Raw genomic sequence first — 22,544 nt, forward strand, 5'->3', positions numbered from 1 at the left:
GAGCTAAGGAGATACCGATGGCCACGATCTCAGTCCAAGACGCCGAGGTGCCACATCGCATCATCACGTTCAATCCCAGCGACCGGCGCGCCTTTGTCGGCGGCTCGGATGCCCGCATTATCATGGGCGATGACCAGGACGAACTCATTCGCTTGTGGCGGGAAAAGCGCGGCGAGATCGCGCCGCAAGATTTCGCGCAGAACCTGATCGTTCAGCTCGGCACCGTCACCGAAGAGCTCAACCGCAGCTGGTACCAGCGCTGCACCGGACAGGCGATCGCCGACATTCAGAAGCGGGTGCGGCATCCCGTCCACAGCTGGATGGCGGCAACGCTCGACGGCATTGTGGCTGAAACCGGTGCGGTGTTCGAGGCCAAGTTCATGCTGCCCTGGGCCTTCACCGAAGAGGCTGCGGCCGAGAAGCATATGGCGCAGCTGCAGCACAACATGTGGGTGGTCGCCGCCCGTTCGGCCGTGCTCTCGATCATCACCGGTGGCGGCAAATGGGTCGAGATCACCGTGCATGCCGATCCGCTCTACCAGCACCTGTTGCTGACGGCGGAAAAGAAGTTCTGGCGCTGCGTGCAGAGCGGCGAGCCGCCGCTCCTGTTCAACATCGAGCCGCCACGCCCGCGGCTTGCCGCCGTCAAGGTCATCGACATGACCGCCTCCAATCTGTGGGCCGAATGCGCGGCGACCTATCTGCGCACCCGGGACGCGCATGGCGAGCACGAACTCGCCAAGGCCGAGCTCAAGAAGCTCATGCCGGAGGATGCCAAGGAAGCGTTTGGCCACGGCGTTCGCGCCAAGCGCTCCAAGGCCGGCGCCGTCAGCTTTGATCCGGTTGAGATGGAGCGCGTCCATGCACCAGGCCAGTGAGCATATCGGCGCGATCGCAGTGGCGCTGGCCAAAGCGCAAGGCCAACTGACCAACCCGGAAAAGACCCTCACCGCTCAGATCCGCTCGCCATTCCTACGCGATGACGACCGGACTTTTCGCTACGCCTCGCTGGCCTCGGGACTTGAGATCGTGCGCAAAACTCTGAGCCAACAGGAGATCGCCATCATCCAGACCACGAGGGTCGAGGAAAACACCGGCACCATCCATCTCACCACCCTGCTTGCCCATTCCTCCGGCGAGTGGATTTCCTCGGACTGGCCGGTCTGCGCCGTCAGGGACGTCGAGGCGCCGCACCGGATGGGCGCGGCGCTCACCTATGCCCGCCGCTATGCCCTGTTCGCGCTGGTTGGGATTGCCGGCGAGGATGATCTCGACCCGCCTGATACCGTTGGCCCGCCGGGCACGGAGCCGCAAGCGCCCCTGAGCGCCAAACTCAAGCCGGCCATGGCCAACCGCGCACCTGTGCTGGGGCTGCCGCAATCCGCCGAGCTCCGCGAGCAGCTCTTGAGCCAGCTCGCCCCCCTAACCGCCAGCAACGACCTGCTCGCCTGGGCCAAGACCAGCCTGCCCCGCAAGAACGTCCTGCAGGAAGCCGACGCCCGGGTCGTCGAAGCCGCCTATCAGGTCAAGCTTGACGACGCCGGGCGTCCCACTGACCATGCGGCAGCAACGGAACCGGGGCCCTCGCCAGCGCCGCCCTTGGCGTCCGGTTCGGATACCGAAGCCGCGCTGCAGCCATCGCTGCCCGCCCCATCCGAGACAGGGCTCGCCCTTCCCAAGGAACCGCCCCGCAAGCGCAGCAAGGCGCACCTGTTATTTGTCCGCGAGCAACCCTGCCTCGTGTGCCAGCAAACCCCGTGCGATGCCCACCATCTGAAATTCGCTCAGCCCCGGGCGCTCGGCCGCAAGGTCAGCGATGAGTTTACTGTCCCCTTGTGCCGCGCCCATCACGAAGAACTACACCGGCACAGCAACGAACGCGCCTGGTGGGCGAACCTCCAGATCGCACCGTTGCCGGTGGCGCAAGACTTGTGGGCAGCGAGTTCTGTCCACGTGGCGACCACCGCGGCGATCAGCGGCACCGCATCCGCACAGCTTGGACCGGAGGCCTCCCGATGAACGGTCCCTGTCAACCGGCGCAGCTCACCGCCGCCGCCTTGCCGGTCGAGCTTGAAGTCCTGGCACCCCCGCCGCTACTATTGCCAGGCGAACAGCCTGAGCACTACCAGGCCCTGCGGCAGGCGATCTTTGCAGACCTTGTGCCGCGATCCGCCATCGAGTGGCTGCTTGCGATTGACGTCACCGAACTGTCCTGGGAAATCCAGCGCTACCGCATGTTACGGCACAAGCTGCTCGAAACCTATCGCCAACAGGCGATTGAGGCGGCGCTCCGGCGCATCGACCTGGTCGGGATTGCGCCCGACTTCGAAGAGGAGGCCGCCTATCACACCCTGCAAAATGCCTTAAGTTGGCGGATCGATCCGATCGCTGCCAGCGAGATCGACGCCCGGCTTGCAGCCTACGGCTTCGACGCAAACGCCATCAACACGGAAGTGTACGTGCAGGCGCGCGAAATCCTGGTCCTGTTCGAGGGGCTGCTCAATGCCGCTCAAACGAAACGCATGTTGCTGCTCCGCGAGATTCGGAATCAGCGCCTCGGACGACCGACGCGATGAAGGATGAGCTGATGACACGACAAAGAAGACGAAATACGCGCTCGAGGATCGGCTCACGCGGCTGCAAGCCTCCGAACCGTCCACGCCAAGGCCCGGAATCTGCGGACAACGATGGCGCAACCGGCTGGGGTCGCATGCGCGTTGGAAAGCTGCAGCGACGCCGCGATCGCGAACACCTGCGCTTCGTCGCCAAGCAGCCCTGCCTCGTTTGCGGCCGTACCCCGTCCGATCCGCACCAATCGCGGTTCGCGCAGCCCAAAGGCCTTCCGCCTCAAGGTGAGCGACGAATTCACCGTGCCGCTCTGCCGTGCCCATCACCGAGAGCTGCATCGAGCAAGCAACGAAGTCGCGTGGTGGTCTCGCGGCTAGCCATCGAGCCGTTGGAAGTGGCCCGCAGGCTTTGGCTGACAACGCACGACATCAAGCCATTGTAGCCGCACCTGCACGCGCTTCAGAGCTGCCGATCCGCGATTGCGTGCTTTTTGGCGACGCATCCGTTGCAACTCTGAAAACGAGGCAATGAATGCGATTAGAGCGATGACTGCAATAACCCAGGGAAAGGCCTTTCTCTTGGGCCGGCGCTCACCTTTTTGGGACGCAGACTCGGCATTGTTTTCAGCAGTTCAAAAATATCTGGAGCGTGCAGATATTGTCCTGGGCGATCTGGCACTGCTTGGCACCCTGCGAACCAAATTATCGGCAAGCTGGACGGTGCTCCTAGAAGCGAGTTGACTGATGTCGATACCGTGGCGAGTTGGCGAATCCACCAAATTGTGTGAGACCGAGACGTTCGACAGCTTCCGCGAAGCCGAGTCCGATAAGAATAAGATGCCGTAGCTTCCTTTTTGGATGTTGTTACTGTCGATCTTTAGATAGGCATAGGTGGCTCTACGAAACACACGGACTAGGATGCCAACGGCGCCCGCTATGTTGGCGACCGTATTGTTCGCAACGGTGATCTTGCCTGCATTGTTACCGGAGTTTAGCAGCCTGATTCCACCCAGCCTTGCGCTCACATAGTTGTTCGCGATCACCCATTCACTGTCCATAGTCGATGGCGCTATCAAAGTGATGCCATCCGCGGCGATATTAGACAGCCGATTGCCTGTAACGGTTGTTCCGACGGTACCGTTGAGGCTAATGCCTCCTTTCGGTAGCGTCGCAGTCGCGATCGAGGTTTGATGTTCGCAAATGTTGCCCTTGACTAGAGAGTTGGTCCACTGCCCGGCCATGTAGATGCAGTTGTCGCGGGCATTAAAGATGTAGTTGTTTTCGATGATAGCGTGCGCGCTGTATAGCGTGGTGCTCGGACTCTCGTTCTCATACGTCATGATGGCGTATGAGCCAACATCGTTGAAGATGCCGCCAAGCTGGCCGTTGTTGTAGATTTGATTGCCGGAGATCACCACGTCCTGGACATTGTGAAACGCCTGCACGCCGGTCTTGATGTAGTCGGCGCGCATGTGATTGTTGGTGATTTGCACGGACTTCACGAAGGAATTCGGCGTTGGATTGTTGCTGCCATCGTGGCCGACGCCGTAGACCAGAACGAAACTGGAGTTGATCCCAATTTTAGTGGGGCCGCGAGCGTTGCCGTTCTGCGAGAGAAAAACGTTTCGGTTCACCTTGACGTTCTGAATCGACGCGGTGAAAGGGCTTAGGGTCTGGACATAGATCCAGTAGTCGCCTTTGAAATTTTTGAACGAGCAATCTTCCACCAAAAGATCCTGAATATCTACGGTTGTATTCGTAAAGGCAATCGCACCGCCGTATGCGTAGACGTTGCCGACGGAGTTGCCGACGAAGCTGATGTTCTTGTAGTGAATGCGCGAATGGTCGGCGGACTGAAACACCTCCTTCATCGGCGAGGCGCCGGTCACGGTAATCGTTCCGCCGAGGCCCTCGATCGTCACATTATCCCGCGTGATGATCAGTCCGCTCGGAAGGGTGGATGACCCAATCTGGCAATTTCCAGCCCCCAGTTCGGCGACTACAGAAGCAGCCATGCTTCCGTTGATCGCTGCAATCCAGGCGCTCAGCGCCTTAGTGTCGTCCGCCAGACCATCGCAGGTCGCACCATAGGCCTTCGCCGTGATGGTCTCGCTTTGGTTGGATCTGGACGGCGGGGAGCCCAACGCCGACAGGTCCGCCTGTGCGAGAGCGAAGGAACACAAAATGAGGTAGAAAATGAGTGAAAGTAGCCTGAGCATAGTGGCACGGTTCAAACTCAGTTCAGCCGCGAACCACCCAAAACCGCCTTTATGGCTTCCTTATGCTCAGTGCTACAAGTCGATACAACTCGCAATAAGAGACAATCCGAATCCGGCCGTTCATGGGGATTGTTCGCCTTACGTCGATCGCGACCATCGCTAAGCTCTCTAAGGCGTGATGACCTGCGCGACGGGCGTTGTTATGTCGATCACGGGCGGCGTCGGGTCGCGCGTCACGATCTGAATGACCACGCCGGGCGATGAGGCCGACGGCAGCGCGGCGCGCGCGGTCTGAAGCGAGATGCCGGCCAGGCCGAGAACATACGAACTTGCGCGATCCCGAACCATCTCGTTGGGACTTTCCAAGAGCTCGGTTTTAACCGCGCCGGCGCGCGCGGCGGTGATGGTCTTGGCATCGCCCCGACACGAGTGCTTTGATGCGCTTGCTGATGCGCTTCGGCTTCGTTGGCTTGTCTGCGACAGGTGCGGGAAGATTGTCGGTCATCGTCTTACTCAGGTCGTTGCTCGCGAGCGAACTGACGCCGAGCACGCGCCTGATCAAGATCAAGCGCTCCATCATCGCATCGAGCGCAATGGGCCGAGCGTGGGGCCGCCGAACAAAACAAGGCGCAGCATTCGCTGTTCTGTCTCAGGCCTCATCGTCCACGAATTCCCAAGAACCGAGGACCTGGTTTGCGACATTTGGCGGTGACCGTTAGGTCCCCGTGCATCGCCACACCGCTGGTGAAAGCTTGTTTGGCCTGGTCGAGCAGCTTAGCGACCTTGTGCCGATGCGCCGTCGGTGCGAGCGAATGAACATGCCCGTAAGGTCGAGCGCAAGCGTGAAGGTGATCGCCATGGGCTAGTAGACCATTTGTTTTGGATTGATCTTTCCGTCAGTGGCGCCTTCGAAGGCGCCGGCGGCGCCGGTTTCTCCTCGTCAAACTTCATAGCGGGCCGGGATTTCATCCGCGGCGGATCGGGATGGCGGATGACTTTCATGCTTCCTTCTCCATGGTTCGAGAGCGTGATTTCAAGTGCCGAACTTGATGCTCATTGCGCACCGGCATGCGCGCAGCGATCTTCTCGAAAGCTGCGTCATTGGCGATCGCAATCAGCCGCACCGACAGCGCCCGTAACATTGGGCCCAACGTGAGCGATCCGACCTTTCGGATAGGCGGATCACACAAGATTTTTGAGGCATGGCCGTCAGCCAAGCCCGCGGCGCCAGTTTCCCGATCGTCGGCTCATCAGGAACCTTGCCCGCGCACTCGAATTCACACGCGATGAAGCGTCTGGTTTTCGGGCTTGCGGCGCTTTGCGGCACGCTGCTTTTGGCGCTGGTCTGGCTGGGCCAGCACTAAGGCCAGGCAGCCATTGAGCGATTGGAGAGGTACGAGTTCTCGCCTCGCTGAGACGCAAACAGCGCCCCGTGGTGTCGGAGCACTGTGACGGCAGTGACGGTCGATGCGGTATGGCTGAAGCCACCCACTGCTAACGCACGAGGCGCGGACTCTCCCGCACTGGTGCGCTCAGCCACAGGGCCATGTGCCCTTCGGTGGCAGATCACCGACAGATCGACAAATTGTGGGCACCTGGGTTGCCACTATGATCGATCCGTTCGCCACCGCACGTCCACCAACGCGGATGGTCGCCCGCTCAAGATCACGTTGCGGGAGACGGCCTTGCAAGGCGTACTGGCCTATGCCTGTGCGATCATCACCTCGCTCTGAGTGGCGCTCACTGGTCCGACGATGTTCGCCCGTCTGAGATCGAGCGCGCTTCCTCCGCCGCAGGCACCCGCGGCGCGCGGGTGGGGCCGGATTTCGCGAGCGACAAGCCCCCGCCGTTCGAGGTCGCGCGCACGTTGGCACCAGGACCGGACCACCCTGTACCTCTCGCTTGCAGGTGGACATTTGATAATGCGGGAACTGCCTCGATCCCCATCTTGCGCACCAGCCGCTGCACGCGCTTACGGTTGATCGGGACGCCATCCTCGCTCAGCAGCCACGCCATCCGCCGCAAGCCCAGAAACGGCCGCGCGGTGAACAGTTCGTCGATCTGGCGCATCAGCGTCAGATCGTCGTCATTGGCCGGCTGCGGCGTCCGGTAAACGCCCGAGCACGACAGCCCGAGCAGCCGGCACTGGTGGCGGATCGACAGCACGCCATGCGCGCGGTCGAGCTTCGCCCTGCGGTCCGGGACGCTCATCTTCGATGGCACGAAGAGTTTGAACCTTTCTCGGGGCCGAACCACTACATCTACGATCTGGAGGGCCAGAGCCATGACTACGATCGATATCGTCGGCTGAGTTTTATTGGCGGCGGTGGTGGTGGCTACGCTCAGCATAACAAACACGCCGTCGGCGTGAGCCAGGGCGCCGTCGAGTTAGCCAGCATCGCTCGCGCGTCACCAGGGAAGCTTAGCGATGTCGTAGGCAAGGAACGCCAAAAGCGCCATCCATGCCAACGATACGCACCAAGACCTGATTGCGGGATTCGAGCCGCGTGCCCTCGCCGCGCGGCTCACTGCGATATTTTCAACCATGCCATCCTCACTTGGAAATCGCCAGCATGCCAATGATATTCCCTTCGTCCAACGGTTGATGTAGCCAAGCCGCAACACTTGGTGCAGGATCTTAAGCGCAAATTTCTTACTTGAGTTAATGGCTTACCGGGAACAGAATGCACGTTAGCGGGCATGGGCTGGAAGAGTGGTCGCTAGCGTGAACCGACGCCCCGCGGACCCAATAGAGCGCCGTGCCCTGCTGGAGCGCCAGCCCACCTCCATCAACTGGATGGTTTCCCGGCTCAGCCACTCGTCCAGATCCTCGAGATCGATTTGCCAGGAAGCCGATACGCCATCCGCTGTTCGAGACGCCAGCCGGTAACCTTTCCGGCGGAGCTTGGCCGCGAATTTCTTCGCGCCGGCATCGTCACTACACTCAACGGACATGTTTCCGTAGTGTCGACCCCCGTGAAGGGCTTGGGTTTCTCAGGGTGTCGCCGCCTCGAAACGTGGCGCATGACTGTAAAGCCCAAATTCTAAACCTTCAGAGTGTACCCTGTTCACAGGTTTCGCAAAGAAAAGCAACCTAGGTGCGATTATGCCGCATGCCGCGCGAGTTGTGACTGGCGGGTACGAATAGAACATTCGGTGTATTCATTTTTGCTCCACGTGATCAACCCGAGTACTAGGCCCGCCAGGGTGAGCCGACGGGCCGCCCGGTCACCGCGGGCGGTGACCACCCGGTGACCGATGCTCAGCGAAGAGCGCGGGACCGATGCCTCGCGCTTTTGCACATCCACGACGAACACGGGCTCACGGCGGGCGTGGTGAACAACTTGCTCACCGTACCTTCCATGGGTGATGATGAGTTCGTCAAAACAAGCAGGCTGAAACGCGATGACCTACGACGAGATTTTCGAGAAGACGCCAGCCGATCGTGCGCATGCTTTCAACTATCCGATTTTGTACATGCTCTGGAAGCAACTGCGAGATGATGCGGAGCTTGCTTCCAACGAAAAGAACTTCGAGCAGTGGGACGCGGCCGTGCAGCACAACCTCACCCCCTCCGAGCGCGCATTCTATCTAAGCCCCTATGGCAACTTGGACATGAACGTGTTCGATTTCAGAGCTACTAGCCGGATGAACCACCTTACAAAGATCCTTGCTTATCGACATGGCATCAAGACCACAACCGGCTTCCAGCCGAACCCGCACGACGACGCCGCGCCGGAGGGGGGAACTTCATTCGGCTAAGCCTCTTTTGCAGGCGGACGCGAAATACGCAGGCTGTTGGAATAGCTGCAGGTGATTTGACCGCCACCCGTGGACAGCAGGCCTTACGGCCCAGCAACGAGTGCTAAAATCACATTCGAAAGTTTTTTCGCCATTTGCGCTCGCGAAGGTCATTCCGCTCGGTGAAGCAAAAAGGCCCGCGGTTGCGACGCCGGTCTTCGAGCTTTCTTCTCAGCCGAGATTGCGTGAGAGAGGGAGGTCTTCGGTTGTTCCGGGTGACCTCCACCTTGAAAGCCCGATGCGGCTGACGCAAGGCAGCGCCGAGGCCCTTTATTGCCTCAACCGAGGGCCTTGCGGGCACCACCTCAAGCGTCCGGCGGGACTCACTTATTTTCCCGAATCTCGACATGACGGCACCGCCTCAGCCGACGGGTCAGCCACTCCCTTTCAGCCGCCGGCGATGTCCCCCTAGCCGCTGCCGTTCGCGCTATGGCGCCCGACCCTGGCTTAAAAGGAGGCCCTTCGGCTCCGCAGCGCCATCTGCGTCCGTCCACGCGGATCGCCACGGCGCCACGTGATTCAGCCGTCATCACCGACGCCAATCGGTGTCATCCTGCCCATGGATGTGCGGAGCTCTGGTCCGGGTTTCCAAGCCTACGGACACGCTACACTGATTTGCTAACGAATTCACCCCCTCCCGGGGCTTCGGCGTACCTGTCCCGCGCAGGGGAAAACTGGAAGGCTGCATTTCCGAATCAGCGAAAGCAATGTCCTATTGCAATGGGCTGGGCTTCCGTGGGATGGCATCATGCAGTTTAGCCGCATCATCAGTCCAGTGAAGGATCTGGAAGTATGGAGCGCGAGCAGCGGCGGCTTCTCGTTTGTGATCAGCCATGAGGCCCCCACTGGCCCGGCTTTCACGGCCGCTCCGGCTACATCGCAAGTTGGCGTCCCCTCTGCCAGAACAAGAGCGCGATCAAGGTGGGCGGTTCGCCCTTCAACACCTTCGCCGACGCCGAGAATGCCTGCGAGGCTTTCCTGATGCACCTAACGCGATGACGAATGGCACTTGCGCTCGCCTTCCGCATAGAATCACTCAACCCCGATAATGCACGGATTGTCAAGCGACGTCCGGATTTAACCCCGTAGCGACATGAAGAAGTGACCCCCTTGTTGATTTGGCGGATGTGGAGCAAGCCGCTCGCGGAGCGCGCCCCCATAGCGCCGTAGCGAGCGAGCGGCTTGCTTCACGGCTTTTTCTCCGATTTAGCTTCTGGCCCGGCGGCCTTCTGCAAAAGCCCGCTACGACGCTTTTCCTTCAAGCGGTAGCTGTCGCCGCGGATTGTGATCACGCGACTGTGGTGTAACAGGCGATCAAGGATCGCGGTGGCGACCACAGGGTCACCGAAGACTGCGCCCCACTCGCCGACGCTGCGGTTGCTGGTGAGCAGGATCCCGCCTCTCTCGTAACGGCGGCTGACGAGCTGGAAGAAGAGATGTGCGGCATTGGGCTCAAAGGGCAGATAGCCGAGTTCATCGATGATCAGGAGCTTTGGCTTGGCAAATTGCGCGAGCCGCTCGTCAAGCCTGTCTTCGCTGTGTCCTTTGGCAAGTTGCGCAACGACCGTCGTGGCTGCGACGAACTGCACGGAATGCCCAGCCAGGATCGCTTCACGCCCCAGCGACCGTCACCGCCGATTTATCTGCCGCGGACAGACCGCTCGCTCGCTCTCATGTGGCCTCTTGGCTCACGCCGCTTCGATATGGCTCGGCACGGGCTTTCGCCAGTTCCAGGGCAGAAGCTCGTCCAGCCTATGGATAGCGTGATCGTTGATACGCGCGAGCACGTCGGCGAGCCATGCCTGTGGATCGATGTCGTTGAGCTTGGCAGTTTATGCCGCCCGCCGAACTATGCCGAACGGATTTGGTATGGCACGCCCTTGTCACGCTGGCACCGTCGATCGCGTGCAGGGCAGCCCCATTCCATTCGGCATAGTCTGGTCATTCAGAGCGCCTCGAGGAAGGCGAGCAGGCGGTCGTTCGGCTGGAAGCGGGTTCGCCTGCCGCGCTCATACGGCTTGAGCTTCGCCAAGGCAGCTTCCTTGAGGGCGAGGTGGGCATGCAGGTACGTCTGCGTCGTCTCGACCGATTCATGACCGAGCCACAGCGCGATCACGGAGCAGTCGACGCCGGCTTGCAGCAGTTCCATCGCAGCGCTGTTTCTCAGCACGTGCGGCGACACGCTCTTGGCCTTCAAAGACGGGCAACTCTTGTGAGCGACACGAACATGCTTTCCCAGCAGGGACTGGACGCTATCGGCACTGAGCCGGCCCCCGTGCACGTTCGGGAACAACGCTGTTGCTCCTTTCCGCAACGGCTCCTTGAGCCATGCCTGGAGCGCACACCGAGCGAGTGTGGTCAGCGGAGTGGTCCGCTCCTTCCGCCCTTTACCGACGCATCGTACGTGTGCACCGGACCCGAGGTGGACGGCATCCCGGTCAAGGCCAGTCAGCTCTGAGAGGCGCAAGCCCGTCTGGGCCGCGACCAGCAGCAAGGTGTGAAGCCACGTCGTTCGATTGGGCGCGGCGAGAACCGCCTCGATCTCGGGGCGCGTCAGGAAGTGCACCTGTCGCTTGTCATGGCGTTTGCTCGGTATGGCGAGCACGCGCTGGATCAGCGCACTGTGTGCCGGTTCCTCGAAGGACACGAACCTGAAGAATGATCGGATGGCGGTCAGACGTAACCGGCGTGACGCCCCCACCTAGCCATCCCTCGGCTTGCGCGCGATACAGCCTGGCATGAGCGGTTCGGTGGAGGTGGAACGATGGCAAATGCCATGCTTGATGCCAGGCAGGAAGGCGATTCCTATCGTCGCGTCGAGGTGATCACCGGGGAGCGCCGGCGGCGACGATGGACGGGCGAGGAGAAGGCGCGGATCGCGGCGGAGAGCTTTGAGGAGGGTGCGAACATCTCCGAGGTGGCGCGGCGCAATGGCGTTTCCCGCGGGCTGCTCACGGTGTGGCGACGCCAGGTTGCGGCGGCGGTGGCCGGCAAGGCGCCGAGCTTCGTGCCGATCCAAATTGGTGCCGAGAGCGACGGCGAGACGGCCGGCGAGTCCGAGCGCAGTTCGCCATCACAGACGAGGCCTTTCGAGATCGCCGCGCCGCCGGCGAAGGCCTGCGGGGTGATCGAGATCGAGCTGAGTGGGGTTCGCATCCGGGTTGAGCCGGGCGTGGAGCTGGCGACACTTTCGACGGTGCTGTCGGCGCTTCGGGGCATCCGGTGATTGCACTACGCTCCGACCTCAAGGTGGTGCTGGCGGCGCAGCCGGTCGACTTTCGCAAGTCGGTGCACACGCTGTCGGCGCTGGTGAGCGAAGCGCTGCGTGCGAACCCGTATTGTGGCGACGTCTTCGTGTTCCGCAGCAAACGCATGGACAGAGTGAAGCTCCTGGCGTGGGACGGCAGCGGCATGGTGCTGGTGACGAAGTGGTTGCACCAGGGGCGTTTCACCTGGCCACCGATCCGCGACGGTGTGGTGCATCTAAGTGCGACGCAGCTCGCGATGCTGCTCGACGGGCTTGAGTGGACGCGTGTCTCACCCAAGCCTGTGAAGCAGCCGGCCGTTGTCGGCTGAGAGGTGAGGATTTCGCTGGAGCGTGTAGCGTGCGCATGTATCGTTCGATCATGGCGATTCGCCCCGACGCTCTGCCGACCGATCCGTCAGCTCTGACCGAGATGGTGCTCGCGCTTGACGCCGAGAACGAGAAGCTGCGTGTGGCGATGCAGACGCTCAAGGAGATGATCTTCGGGAAGCGCTCAGAGCGACTTGCGGTGCTCGTGGACGAGCAACTCGCGCTTGAGCTGGGCGATCTCGAGACCGATGCCACGTTGCCTGTGCAGGCCAACGACGATGTGCCTGCGGCGAAGCCGCCCGGCAAGGTGCGCAAGAAGGCGCGCCGCAACATCGGCGCACTCCCAAAGCACCTGCCGCGCTGCGAGCAGGTGCTGGAGCCGGAGGCGACGGCCTGCCTGTGCTGCCAGGGTCAGCTCCACAAGATCGGTGAGGACGTCAGCGAGGTGCTCGACATCATCCCGGCGATCTTGCGGGTGCTGCGCACGATCCGTCCCAAATACGGCTGCCGCAGCTGCACCGATGGCGTGGTCCAGGTGAAGGCGTTGCCGCGCCTGATCGAGAGCGGCATGGCCTCGACCGCGCTCGTGACTCACGTGGTGGTCTCGAAGTTCGCCTGGTATTTGCCGCTGTATCGGCAGGTGCAGATTCTGGCCGGCCAGGGCGTCAATCTCGACCGGGCGACGCTTGCCGGCTGGGTGAAGCGTGCAGCCTGGTGGCTCAAGAGCCTCTATGAGCTCCAGCTGCGCACAATTCAGGCCTCGCCGCGCGTGTTCTGCGACGAGACCCCGATGCCCGTGCTCGATCCCGGACGACATCGCACCCGCATCTGCCAGTTCTGGGCGCATGCCATGGATGACCGGCCATGGGGTGGCCCTTCGCCGCCGGCGGTCGCCTACGTGTTCGCCGACGGCCGCGGCACCGAGGAGATCGCCGGACAATTGACGGATTTTTCCGGCATTCTGCAGGTGGATGGTTATGCCGCCTACAAGGCGCTCGCCCGCGGCCATGGTGGCGCGATCCAGCTTGCTTTTTGTCTCGCCCATGCCCGACGCAAATTCGTCGAGATCTACAAGATGATGCAGTCGCCATTCGCGCACGAGGTGATCGAACGCCTGCAGGCGGTCTATGCTATCGAGGCGGAGATCCGCGGCAGCAGCGCCGAGCAGCGGCTGGCCGCCCGCCGCACCAGGAGCGCACCGTTGATGGCAGCGCTCAAGGCGCGACTGACCGCCATGGTCGACCAGCTCTTCTCGCAGTCGAAGCTGACGGAGGCGATCAACTACACGCTCAATCACTGGGACGGGTTGACGCTGTTTCTCCGCGACGGCCGCGTCGAGGTCGACAGCAATACGGTCGAGCGTTCCATGCGCCCGATTGCCATGGGGAGACGCAACTCATTGTTCAGCGGTAGCGACGGCGGTGCTGAGAGCTGGGCAATCCTGGCGTCGCTCGTGAACACGGCAAAACTCCATGAGCTCGATCCGCAGGCCTATCTGAACGACGTGCTGGAACGCATCGTTTCAGGGCGAACCAAGAGCCATCAGCTGCACGAGCTGCTTGCCTGGAATTGGAAGGCGGCACGCGAGCGCGTCGCACAAGCTGCCGCATGAGCCCACGTCGCCATAAAACATCGTCGTCGATGGCCGCCGCCGCGATGCCGCTTGCGGAACTCGAGAGATGGCTCCAAGCTCGCGTCGATCAGCATCCTGCCGCCACCAGTCTTCCCATGCTCGACGGCTACGTCGCCGCGATCGTGGCTGGACCAGTGTCGATGAGCCCACTCGACTGGATCTGCCCGCTGCTCGCCATCGATGCCGATGCTTTCAACCACGGCGGCACTCCGGAGTTCGCGGCGATCTCCGCCGTTGCGCTGCGTCATAACGAGATCAGCCAGACCCTTTCGACCACGCCTCGCCAGTTCGCGCCGATGCACCGGCGTGAAGTCAATGGCGATATCGATGCGCGTCCCTGGTGCCAGGGCTTCTATGTCGCGATGCGGCTCAGGCTGTCGGCGTGGGCGCCGTTGCTGGACACCAGCAACGTCAATCACGGCCTGCTGCTACCCGTCCTGCTGCACTGTCGCGACGATCAGGGCCGTCCGCTGCTCGGACCGCCGCGAAGCGGCCGCGAGACCGAGGACTTTCTCCGCAACGCCCACCTCGATATTCCAGCGGCCGTCGAGGCGCTGCGCCAATACTGGATGCCGATCCGCTACGCACGCGCCCGCTGATCACAGCGGACGTGGGAGCTCATACCGGTTACGGTCAGACGCAGGTTACGCGTCTTCGCGCTGGCGCCGCGCGTTACCTCGAGATCGGTGAGGAACGCACCGATGAACGTTGCATCCAGATCGGCGAGCGTCAGGGCGGATGGGGACTTCCGCAGCCGCACCTGTGCGAACTTGAACAGCAGCCGGAACGTGTCCCGGTAGGAGGCGATCGTGTTGCCGCTAACATTGCGCTGGCGCATGAGGCGCTCGGTGAAGAAGCGCTCGATCAACGTGGCGACATTGCAGGCGGGCTTCATGGCGTCACCTCCCATCGCCGATCGAGACGCCGTGCCGCTTCTTCCATCAACTCGGGGCAGGCCGAGAGATACCAGTAAGTATCGCGCACGCAGGCGTGGCCGAGGTAAGTGGAGAGCACTGGGAGTTGTTGCTCGACGTCCTTGCCTTCGCGATACCAGTCGAGCAGCGTCCGGATGGCGAAGCGATGACGGAAGTCGTGCACGCGTGGCCCGGTACGATCACCTGGGCGCCGCAGCCCGATCTCTCTGGACAATCGTCAGAAGACGCGATGAACGTACTGGTGCAGCAAGCGGCCTCCTTGTTCGGCAACGAAAAAGGTCGAGCCGCAGCGTGATCCGAGCATCGCGTCGCGCCGGTGGGCGTAGTCGCGCAACGCGGTTCTCGTCGTCGGATGCAATGGCACGAGCCGCGACTTGCCGAACTTGGTCAGCCGGACCGTCAGCACGCCGGCGTCGAGGTCGACGTCATCACGCTCCAGGCCCATCGCCTCGGATATACGCATGCCCGTCACCGCGATCAGCCCGAACAGGGTATGATAGCTCCATCGGCGCAGCCCGCCCGCTGGCGGCAGAGCCAGCGCCGCCGCCAGCAACGCATCGATCTCCGCGTCGCTGTAGACATAGGGCTTGGCGCGCTTCCATCCGGGCAGCATGCCGACGGGCGGTACCTCCGTTCTCGGATCGAAATTGGCGACATGGCGCGCGAACCCTCGCACGTCGCTCAATCGCAGCGCCGAGGATGCATGACGATCGGGCGGCAGCGTTGCCCATTCCATTGCCAGCCTCGTCGTGATGATCCTGGCTTTGCGCTTCTCCATGAAGGCGACGAAGTCGGCGAGCCGACGGGTCTGGTGCGCGTACTTGTATCCCAACCCCTTGCGCATGCTCAGGTACTTATCGAGTGCGGCGCGCAGATTGGTCATTGCACGCCTCCCGGTCAGGGCAGGCTCAATGTTCTCAGCGCGTCGATGTCGACCTTCGCGTAAATCCGGGTGGTGTCGTGGTTCTCGTGCCGCAGCAGCTGTCCGATCTCCGACAAGGTTGCGCCAGATCGGAGAAGCTCGGTAGCGAGACTGTGTCGGAAGATATGGGCGCCGCGGTGGGCGCACCCTTCGATTCCAACGCGATCGAGAGCGGCCTTGGCGATCATGGTGATCGCGCATCCGGAAGCAAAGCCGACGTGTGGCGCGAGTGTGCGGACGAACAGCCGTCGGCACGACGACTTTGGGCGGCCATTGCGCAGATATGCAACGATAGCCGCGCCAATGTGGCGGTATCGGCATTCGTGCACGCTGTCGGCCCTTGGCGCGAACGAGTATCTCGCTGGCGCGCCAGTCGATATCATCGAGGGTGAGCGTCGCGACCTCGTCGGCCCGCAGGCCGAGCTTGGCCAGCAACAACAGAATGGCGTAATCGCGCCGTCCCATCACCGTCTCTCGGTCGCAACCGTCGAGAGCCTTCCGCACCTGTACGGCACGCAGATAGCTCGGCAGAGTTGCGAGCTTCGATCGGCGCATCGATGGAACGCAATCCGCCAACGGCCGCGCGTTCAGCCCCAATGGTGGAGGTAACGGAGAAAGGCACGCAACGACCAGCACATCGCCTTGCCTGTTCCCGGGCTCCAATCCTGGGCGTGGCGCTCAACGTAGCGGATCACGTCCTCTTGGCTGATCTTGCTCAGGGCGCCGGCGGCGCCGCCGGAGCACACCTCGTGCAAAAACCTGCGGATGACCGGGAGATGGCGGACGATGGACCTCGGGGCCAAGCCGCGCTCTGATCGCAGGTAGGCATCGAACTCCTTGAAGATCCGTTCGTGCGGGGTGAGAGGCGGTAACACCAACGGCGCGATCGCGCCTCCTCGCGCAGCACCGACAACCATCGCTTGAGCGCAGCTCGGTCACCGGGTTGGATAGACTGCCTCCCGCCTCGATGTCGGAGGTACCGCTCAACGACCTGCTCATCGAGCTCGACCAGCTTATAGCGACGGCCCGCGATCCAACTCAGGAGCCCGCCAACCACGTTGAGGCAACGCCACGTGCCGTGCCGAACGAGCCTCTCTTCGACGAGACGAGTGGCGTAGCACTCGACAAACTGTCCGTGCGGCCCGCTTCTGAGACGCCGGTACAGCCGGCTTCTGCCCAAGTACTCTTCAACTTCCATCTTCCTGTTCTCCGCTGTTGAAACCGGAGGCACAGAACGAACTATGCCGAACCGACCAAACGCCGGTCAGCGAGAAATCTGGGGAAAACGATCCGACTCGGCATAGTTCGGCGGCCGGCATAAACAGCCCTATGCCGCACTCGGCATAGTGCCGTGGCGATGAGGGTGTAGATGGCGGCGGCGCGCCGGCCGCCCTCATCGGAACCAGCGAAGGTCCAGTTCTTCCTTCCTACGGCGACTGCCCGTAGCTCGCGCTCGGCGGCATTGTTAAAGGGCATGATGTTTGCGCTCAAACCCGGTGGAGAGGACTGGTCGTCCGGATTAGTCTGTCGAAGCCGGGATAGGGGCGCTGGAGCACGAAACGGTGGCAGGCCGCCATGACCATGAGCTGTGAGCTCGCTTTGTTACTTGGCCGCCCCTACGACTTGCCCGGCTGCGCTGCGAGCGCGGATCCGTAGATGTCGTGCAAGCCACTGGCTCCTGAGACAAAGGACAACCAAGCATGCAAATCGTCGGCATGGACATCCACCGATCGTTCGCCCAGGTGGCGATCCTGGAGGACGGAACAATAATCCGACAGCTCCGCGTAGATCTCGTCCACGATCGGCTTGTCGCCTTTGCCAAGACACTCAGCCTCGAAGATGAGGTGGTCATCGAGGTGACGGGCAACAGCGCGGCGGTCGAACGTATTCTGCGCCCGCACGTTAAGCGCGTCGCGGTCGCCAATCCGAGGCTCGTTCGGGCGATTGCCTATGCGCGAGTCAAAACGGACAAGGTCGATGCTGGGACCCTGGCAAAGTTGCATGCTGCCGGCTTCTTGCCGGAGGTCTGGGTTGCTGACGAGGACACCTACAGCCGCCGGCGCCAGATGGCCGAGCGCGCTGGCGTCTTGGCGCAGATCATCCGCATTAAAGGACGCATGAAGGCCATCCTGCATGCTAACCTCATCCCGCCCTACAAAGGCTATCTCTTCGGCAAGCGCGGACAGCATTGGCTGAACAGTCTGCCTCTTCCATCGGAGGAGCGTGCAATGCTCCGGCGTCTGATCGTGGAACTCGAACGCGTGACGAAGCAACTCGCGGAAATCGACAAGGTCGTGGCCCAGCAGGCTCTGGACGATCCAGGGGCTCTCAAGCTGATGACGATCCCGGCATGAGTTCGGTTGTCGCATCGAGTGTACTGGCCTCCATCGGCGACATCGCACGCTTCCCGTCGCCGGATAAGCTCAGCAGCTATTTCGGGTTGACACCGCGGGTTCGGCAGTCAGGCGAGCACCCGGCACGGCATGGCCGGATCTCGAAGCAGGGCAACCGTGACGCCCGCAAGATGCTGGTTGAGGCGGCGTGGTCAGCCAAGACGGCGCCGGGTCCGTTGCGAGCATTCTTCAACCGAACGCAGAAAAAGCACGGGGCCGGGGCCGCAGCCGTCGCGACGGCGCGCAAGTTCGCAGTCATGATCTGGCACGTCCTGACGACCGGAAAGGACTACGCTTACGCGCGGCCAGCGTTCACAGCGATGAAACTCCGGAAGGTGGCTCTGAAGGCTGGGGCTCCCCGTGCCTACGGCAAGGCTGGCCCGGGCCGGGACTATTGGATCAAGGAAATCCGCGAACGGGAAGCTGGTTACGTCGCACGCGTCGAGCAGGCCTACGAACGCATGGTGGCTGCCTGGAAGGAAAAACCAAAAAAAGTTGCCACGAACTGAAGGTAAGGACTTCTCAACACCATCCGTCGACATGCAAAGCCGTCCGTCATCAAGGAAGCGGGTAAATGCGTCCCAGCGGCTGAGGCAGTAATTAATCGCTTTGGTCGTGTCGTTGTTGCTGGAGAGCTTGGCGCGCTGCTCGCGCAACCACGCCTCCAGTTCGACGATCAGGGGGCGGCTACGTTCCTGGCGCACACGCAAACGCTCCTGCGCAGCAAGGCCGTTGATCTCGCGCTCGATGGCGAACAGAAGATCGACGCGCTTGACCGCCTCGGCCGCGATCGGTGCCTTGCTGAGCCGCGCGAGGTCAAAGAACTTGCGCCTGCCGTGCGCCCAGCACGCGGCCTCGATGATCGGGCCGTGTCGCGCGGCGATCAGGATGGAAGGCAGCGTCAATCAAGGTGAGAGAGTTTCGCTGGGCTCGTGACGTAGGGAGGGCGTAGCCCGACCGGAGTTACGAGCCCAGCGTCGGCGCGATCCCGAGGAGGACCGCGCCGACTGGTGATCGCGGCCGGCGGGGTTATGCAAGTGGTTCTTCCGCCAAGAGGAATCACTCGCTTGCCCGGCCGACACATCACAGATCACCAGATGAGGCTCTACATGAAGTACCGTCAGACCGATAGCCCGCCAGTGGCGGCGGCCAAGGCGTCATTCAGTGCGTCGACCGCCTATCGGATCGAGAGGGACCCCCGACTTCCATCGCAAAGGAAGGCTCCCCGCGGCCGGCGCCGACCGGACCCGTTGAGCGACGTGTTCGAGACCGAGATCGTCCCAATCCTGAAGGCGGCACCTGGCTTACGCCCGGTGGCGGTCTTCGAGGAGATGCTACGACGTCATCCGGATCTCGGCACCGGTATCCGTCGTACCCTGGAACGTCGGATCCGTGCATGGCGGGCGATCCACGGCGCGGAGCAGGAGGTAATCTTCCGCCAAACCCACGAGCCTGGCCAGCTCGGCCTCTCCGACTTCACCGACATGGGCGAGTTGGGTGTTACGATCGCGGGTGTTCCGTTGGATCATCGTCTCTATCACTTCCGTTTGGCCTATTGCGGGTTCGAGCACGCCCACGTCGTGCTTGGCGGCGAGAGCTTCGTTGCCCTGGCCGAAGGCCTGCAGAATGCCCTCTGGTCGCTCGGTGGGGCGCCGCGGGAGCATCGGACCGACAGTCTGTCGGCCGCATTCTGCAATCTCGATCGCGATGCACGGGACGATCTGACGCAGCGATACGAGGCCCTTTGTGCCCACTACGGCATGCGGCCTTCCCGCAACAATCGAGGCGTTGCTCACGAGAATGGTTCGATCGAAGGGCCCCACGGTCATCTCAAGCGAGCAATCGCGGACGCCTTGCTGCTGCGGGACTGTCGACTTCGACGATCTTGCCACCTATCGCGGCTTCATCGACGAGATCGTCAGCCGCCGCAATGCCCGCAACGCCAAGCGGATCGATAGCGAGCGCGTGGTGTTGCAGGAGCTGCCCGATCGCCGCACCTCCGACTACGAAGAGGTGATCGTCCGCGTGACATCGTCCGGCGGCTTCACCCTGCGCAAGGTGTTCTACACGGTGCCATCGCGCCTGATCGGTCACCGGTTGCGGACGCGGCTCTACGACGATCACCTCGACGTGTTTGTCGGCGGCACGCACCTCCTTACCTTGCCGCGCGGGCGACCGCATCCCAATGGCAAGTACGATCAGGTCGTCGATTATCGGCACGTGATCCATTCTCTGCGGCGCAAGCCAATGGCGCTTCTCAATCTGGTCTACCGAGATCGGCTGTTCCCGCGCGAGAGCTATCGGAGAACATTCGACCGATTGCGCGAGCGCTTGCCGGACAAGAAGGCCTGCCGGATCATGGTCGATCTCCTCGCGCTCGCTCATGAGCGCGGCTGCGAGGCCGAACTCGCCGATCAGCTCACGGCTGACCTTGACGCCGGCCAACTGCCCGACCTCAACCGGCTGCGCGCTCACTTCGCCCCGGATCCCGCTCAGCTGCCGAACGTCGTGGTGCAGCTCGCGCCGCTTGCCACCTACGAATGCCTCATCGGAGCCGCCAAGATCGGAGGTGCCGCATGAGCATGGCCAACACCCGTCGACACCGCGCGCCTCAATCTGTTGCTCAACGAGCTGCGCTGCCCGCCATCAAGGTGCTGTGGCCGCAATTTGCCGAGCAGTCCGACAAGGAAAGTTGGCCGGCGGCCCGCTTCCTCGCCACCATCACCGAGCACGAGATCGCCGAACGCGGCCGCCGCCGCATCGAGCGCCATCTCGTCGAGGCGCGGCTGCCCACTGGAAAAACCTTCGACAGCTTCGACTTCGAGGCCGTGCCGATGATCTCCAAGGCGCAGGTGACCGCGCTCGCCGCCGGTGACAGCTGGCTGGGCAAGGGCGCCAATTTGCTCCTGTTCGGCCCGCCCGGCGGCGGAAAGAGCCACTTGGCGGCAGCGATTGGCCTGGCCCTCATCGAGAACGGATGGCGCGTCCTCTTCACCCGGACCACCGATCTCGTGCAGAAGCTCCAGCTGGCGCGACGCGAGCTCAACCTCGAGGCGGCCATCAATCGTCTCGATCGCTTCGATCTCCTGATCCTTGATGACCTCGCTTACGTCACCAAGGATCAGGCCGAGACCAGCGTGCTGTTCGAACTCATCAGTGCACGCTACGAGCGACGCTCGATGCTGATCACGGCCAATCAGCCATTCGGCGAATGGAACAGGGTCTTCCCGGACCCCGCCATGACCCTCGCCGCTATCGATCGCCTCGTTCACCACGCCACCATCGTCGAGATGAACGTCGAGAGCTATCGCAGACGGACCGCCCTCGAACGAAAACGCGGTCCCGGACGGCCGCCATCGCACGCGACACCCAAAACCGTCGCTGATTGACGCTGCGCGACAATCAGAGTTCAATAAAACTCTTGCGCGCGACAATCATCGCGGCAATCATCATCAGGCCGCGACACTGCCTCGCCATCCTGATTGCCGCGCACTTCCTACCCAGATTGCCGCGCTACAGGGCCGCCCTTGCGATTGGCCTCGTAGAGCCTGCCAAAGCCGGCGTAGGCGTCGGCCTGCATCAGTCCGGCATAGCCCGCCAGATGCTGCTCCGGATGCGCACCGCCACGATCGGGCGAGTAGAAGAACACGGCCGCCGGCGGATCTGGACCGGCAAACGGACGGTCGTCGCGCACATAGGTCCAGAGCCGGCCGGTCCGGGTCTTGCCCTTCGCCAAGACCGGCACGTCATCCGCATGGATGCGCTCGGCTGCGAAGACGTGGCTCCGGATCGCATCGACCAGAGGCATCAGGGTTGCCGCGGAGGCACCTACCCAGTCCGCGAGCGTCGATACGTCGAGGTCGATGCCTTCACGCTGGTAGACCTCGCTCTGACGATGAAGCGGCAGGTGCAGGCCGTACTTGGCGAACAGGACATGGGCCAGCAGCTTGGGCCCTGCGCGCCCGCGCGCAATCGGATGCGAGGGAGCCGGCGGCTGGGTGATCGCTTCGCAGGCCCGGCAGACGAGCTTCTCGCGTACGTGCTGGATCACCTTCCACTGGCGCGGAACGAGCTCCAGCGTCTCGGTCACGTCCTCGCTGATCTTGCGCAATCGACTATCGCCGCAGCATGGGCAGGTGGCTGGCACCGGATAGACAATGCGCTCCCGCGGCAAATGCTCCGGCAGCGGCCGACGGGCTGGCCTGCGGCGCTCGAACGATGGCACCGCTATCTTCTCGGCTGCCATCTGCGCCACGGTCTCAGCTGCCGCGGTCTCCTCCAGGTCGGCAAGCTGTAACTCGAGTTGGTCCAGCAACGCGCCTCGCTCGGAGGGCTGCCCGAACTGCTCATGCCGCAGCTTCTTGATCGTGAGTTTGAGCTTCTCGATCAGCAATGTCCCCGCCTGGGCTTCCGCCTCCGCGGCCAACCGGGCCGCTCGCTCGGCGCCAGCATCGCCTGCAGCGTGGTCACATCGTCGGGGAGAGAATCATCAGCGCCCAT

Annotated in this window: 17 protein-coding genes and 11 pseudogenes; 12 read left to right on the forward strand and 16 right to left on the reverse strand. The window is 62.4% G+C overall.

The annotated features are described in order from the left end of the window. Positions 1 to 17 precede the first annotated feature (17 nt). The 3 genes from ACNJYB_RS26350 to ACNJYB_RS26360 are packed head-to-tail and all read left to right on the forward strand — an operon-like array spanning position 18 to position 2,576. On the forward strand, positions 18 to 878 hold the full coding sequence (locus ACNJYB_RS26350; protein WP_439369399.1) for a YqaJ viral recombinase family protein: 861 nt from the start codon (positions 18 to 20) through the stop codon (positions 876 to 878). Next, positions 862 to 2,019: an ERF family protein gene (locus tag ACNJYB_RS26355; protein ID WP_439369400.1), complete on the forward strand. Its 1,158-nt coding sequence runs from the start codon at positions 862 to 864 to the stop codon at positions 2,017 to 2,019. Before ACNJYB_RS26350 ends, ACNJYB_RS26355 begins: the two co-directional genes overlap by 17 nt. Next, positions 2,016 to 2,576, forward strand: a complete 561-nt coding sequence (locus tag ACNJYB_RS26360; RefSeq protein ID WP_439369401.1) for a hypothetical protein — start codon at positions 2,016 to 2,018, stop codon at positions 2,574 to 2,576. The genes ACNJYB_RS26355 and ACNJYB_RS26360 overlap by 4 nt, the downstream gene beginning before the upstream one ends. 623 nt (positions 2,577 to 3,199) lie before the next feature. Here the strand turns inward: ACNJYB_RS26360 and ACNJYB_RS26365 are convergent. From ACNJYB_RS26365 to ACNJYB_RS26375, 3 genes are all read right to left on the reverse strand, one after another. Next, positions 3,200 to 4,801, reverse strand: coding sequence for a right-handed parallel beta-helix repeat-containing protein (locus ACNJYB_RS26365; protein ID WP_439369402.1), 1,602 nt, complete (start codon positions 4,799 to 4,801; stop codon positions 3,200 to 3,202). Between the two features lie 153 nt (positions 4,802 to 4,954). Next, positions 4,955 to 5,134 carry a hypothetical protein gene (locus ACNJYB_RS26370; protein ID WP_439369403.1) on the reverse strand — a complete coding sequence of 60 codons (180 nt, stop codon included), beginning with the start codon at positions 5,132 to 5,134 and terminating at the stop codon, positions 4,955 to 4,957. A 28-nt stretch (positions 5,135 to 5,162) separates the two neighbouring features. Further along, positions 5,163 to 5,348 carry a hypothetical protein gene (locus tag ACNJYB_RS26375; RefSeq protein ID WP_439369405.1) on the reverse strand — a complete coding sequence of 62 codons (186 nt, stop codon included), beginning with the start codon at positions 5,346 to 5,348 and terminating at the stop codon, positions 5,163 to 5,165. Between the two features lie 640 nt (positions 5,349 to 5,988). Here ACNJYB_RS26375 and ACNJYB_RS26380 point away from each other — a divergent pair. Further along, positions 5,989 to 6,150 carry a hypothetical protein gene (locus tag ACNJYB_RS26380; RefSeq protein WP_439369407.1) on the forward strand — a complete coding sequence of 54 codons (162 nt, stop codon included), beginning with the start codon at positions 5,989 to 5,991 and terminating at the stop codon, positions 6,148 to 6,150. Between the two features lie 376 nt (positions 6,151 to 6,526). Here ACNJYB_RS26380 and ACNJYB_RS26385 read toward each other — a convergent pair whose 3' ends face one another. After that, positions 6,527 to 7,135, reverse strand: coding sequence for an IS3 family transposase (locus ACNJYB_RS26385; protein ID WP_439369408.1), 609 nt, complete (start codon positions 7,133 to 7,135; stop codon positions 6,527 to 6,529). A gap of 1,056 nt (positions 7,136 to 8,191) precedes the next feature. On the opposite strand from ACNJYB_RS26385, the gene ACNJYB_RS26390 reads away from it, so the two are divergent. After that, positions 8,192 to 8,548: a hypothetical protein gene (locus tag ACNJYB_RS26390; RefSeq protein ID WP_439369409.1), complete on the forward strand. Its 357-nt coding sequence runs from the start codon at positions 8,192 to 8,194 to the stop codon at positions 8,546 to 8,548. A 1,226-nt stretch (positions 8,549 to 9,774) separates the two neighbouring features. Here ACNJYB_RS26390 and ACNJYB_RS26395 read toward each other — a convergent pair. From ACNJYB_RS26395 to ACNJYB_RS26405, 3 pseudogenes are all read right to left on the reverse strand, one after another. Next, positions 9,775 to 10,212: pseudogene (locus tag ACNJYB_RS26395) on the reverse strand (ATP-binding protein); the annotation flags it as partial. A gap of 63 nt (positions 10,213 to 10,275) precedes the next feature. Continuing rightward, positions 10,276 to 10,419 (reverse strand): annotated as a pseudogene (locus ACNJYB_RS26400) (transposase domain-containing protein); the annotation flags it as partial. Between the two features lie 113 nt (positions 10,420 to 10,532). Beyond that, positions 10,533 to 11,279: pseudogene (locus ACNJYB_RS26405) on the reverse strand (tyrosine-type recombinase/integrase); the annotation flags it as partial. 72 nt (positions 11,280 to 11,351) lie between these two features. Between ACNJYB_RS26405 and tnpA the strand changes: the two are divergent. The 4 genes from tnpA to ACNJYB_RS26425 are packed head-to-tail and all read left to right on the forward strand — an operon-like array spanning position 11,352 to position 14,393. Further along, complete coding sequence (gene tnpA, locus ACNJYB_RS26410) at positions 11,352 to 11,813, forward strand: IS66-like element accessory protein TnpA (RefSeq protein ID WP_439369410.1); 462 nt, start codon at positions 11,352 to 11,354, stop codon at positions 11,811 to 11,813. Beyond that, complete coding sequence (gene tnpB, locus ACNJYB_RS26415) at positions 11,810 to 12,163, forward strand: IS66 family insertion sequence element accessory protein TnpB (RefSeq protein ID WP_027577378.1); 354 nt, start codon at positions 11,810 to 11,812, stop codon at positions 12,161 to 12,163. Before tnpA ends, tnpB begins: the two co-directional genes overlap by 4 nt. A 50-nt stretch (positions 12,164 to 12,213) precedes the next feature. Beyond that, positions 12,214 to 13,773 carry an IS66 family transposase gene (tnpC, locus tag ACNJYB_RS26420; RefSeq protein WP_439375492.1) on the forward strand — a complete coding sequence of 520 codons (1,560 nt, stop codon included), beginning with the start codon at positions 12,214 to 12,216 and terminating at the stop codon, positions 13,771 to 13,773. Beyond that, positions 13,770 to 14,393 carry a UPF0149 family protein gene (locus tag ACNJYB_RS26425; protein WP_439369411.1) on the forward strand — a complete coding sequence of 208 codons (624 nt, stop codon included), beginning with the start codon at positions 13,770 to 13,772 and terminating at the stop codon, positions 14,391 to 14,393. Before tnpC (ACNJYB_RS26420) ends, ACNJYB_RS26425 begins: the two co-directional genes overlap by 4 nt. A 32-nt stretch (positions 14,394 to 14,425) precedes the next feature. On the opposite strand, the pseudogene ACNJYB_RS26430 reads toward ACNJYB_RS26425, so the two are convergent. The 7 genes and pseudogenes from ACNJYB_RS26430 to ACNJYB_RS26460 form a co-directional block, all read right to left on the reverse strand. Beyond that, a pseudogene (locus ACNJYB_RS26430) lies at positions 14,426 to 14,689 on the reverse strand (site-specific integrase); the annotation flags it as partial. Then, on the reverse strand, positions 14,686 to 14,892 hold the full coding sequence (locus ACNJYB_RS26435) for a hypothetical protein (RefSeq protein WP_438102164.1): 207 nt from the start codon (positions 14,890 to 14,892) through the stop codon (positions 14,686 to 14,688). The pseudogene ACNJYB_RS26430 and the gene ACNJYB_RS26435, both read right to left, overlap by 4 nt. A 54-nt stretch (positions 14,893 to 14,946) precedes the next feature. Next, complete coding sequence (locus ACNJYB_RS26440) at positions 14,947 to 15,612, reverse strand: tyrosine-type recombinase/integrase (protein WP_439375648.1); 666 nt, start codon at positions 15,610 to 15,612, stop codon at positions 14,947 to 14,949. A 14-nt stretch (positions 15,613 to 15,626) separates the two neighbouring features. After that, on the reverse strand, positions 15,627 to 15,839 hold the full coding sequence (locus ACNJYB_RS26445) for a tyrosine-type recombinase/integrase (RefSeq protein ID WP_439375649.1): 213 nt from the start codon (positions 15,837 to 15,839) through the stop codon (positions 15,627 to 15,629). A 184-nt stretch (positions 15,840 to 16,023) separates the two neighbouring features. Next, a pseudogene (locus ACNJYB_RS26450) lies at positions 16,024 to 16,206 on the reverse strand (integrase); the annotation flags it as partial. Between the two features lie 32 nt (positions 16,207 to 16,238). Next, a complete protein-coding gene (locus tag ACNJYB_RS26455; RefSeq protein ID WP_439369412.1) occupies positions 16,239 to 16,568 on the reverse strand; it encodes a site-specific integrase in 330 nt (109 codons plus the stop codon). Positions 16,569 to 16,998: 430 nt separating this feature from the next. Next, positions 16,999 to 17,118, reverse strand: a pseudogene (locus ACNJYB_RS26460) (IS66 family transposase); the annotation flags it as partial. A gap of 248 nt (positions 17,119 to 17,366) precedes the next feature. Here ACNJYB_RS26460 and ACNJYB_RS26465 point away from each other — a divergent pair. Further along, a pseudogene (locus ACNJYB_RS26465) lies at positions 17,367 to 18,553 on the forward strand (IS110 family transposase). Between the two features lie 63 nt (positions 18,554 to 18,616). Here ACNJYB_RS26465 and ACNJYB_RS26470 read toward each other — a convergent pair. Next, a pseudogene (locus ACNJYB_RS26470) lies at positions 18,617 to 18,949 on the reverse strand (IS66 family transposase); the annotation flags it as partial. 162 nt (positions 18,950 to 19,111) lie between these two features. Between ACNJYB_RS26470 and istA the strand changes: the two are divergent. Both istA and istB read left to right on the forward strand, forming a co-directional pair. Then, positions 19,112 to 20,624 (forward strand): annotated as a pseudogene (istA, locus tag ACNJYB_RS26475) (IS21 family transposase). A 36-nt stretch (positions 20,625 to 20,660) separates the two neighbouring features. Next, positions 20,661 to 21,433: pseudogene (istB, locus tag ACNJYB_RS26480) on the forward strand (IS21-like element ISBj11 family helper ATPase IstB). Between the two features lie 137 nt (positions 21,434 to 21,570). Here istB and tnpC (ACNJYB_RS26485) read toward each other — a convergent pair. Continuing rightward, positions 21,571 to 22,503 (reverse strand): annotated as a pseudogene (tnpC, locus tag ACNJYB_RS26485) (IS66 family transposase); the annotation flags it as partial. Positions 22,504 to 22,544 lie beyond the last annotated feature (41 nt).

This window comes from Bradyrhizobium sp. SMVTL-02, from assembly GCF_051853005.1.
GTDB lineage: Bacteria > Pseudomonadota > Alphaproteobacteria > Rhizobiales > Xanthobacteraceae > Bradyrhizobium.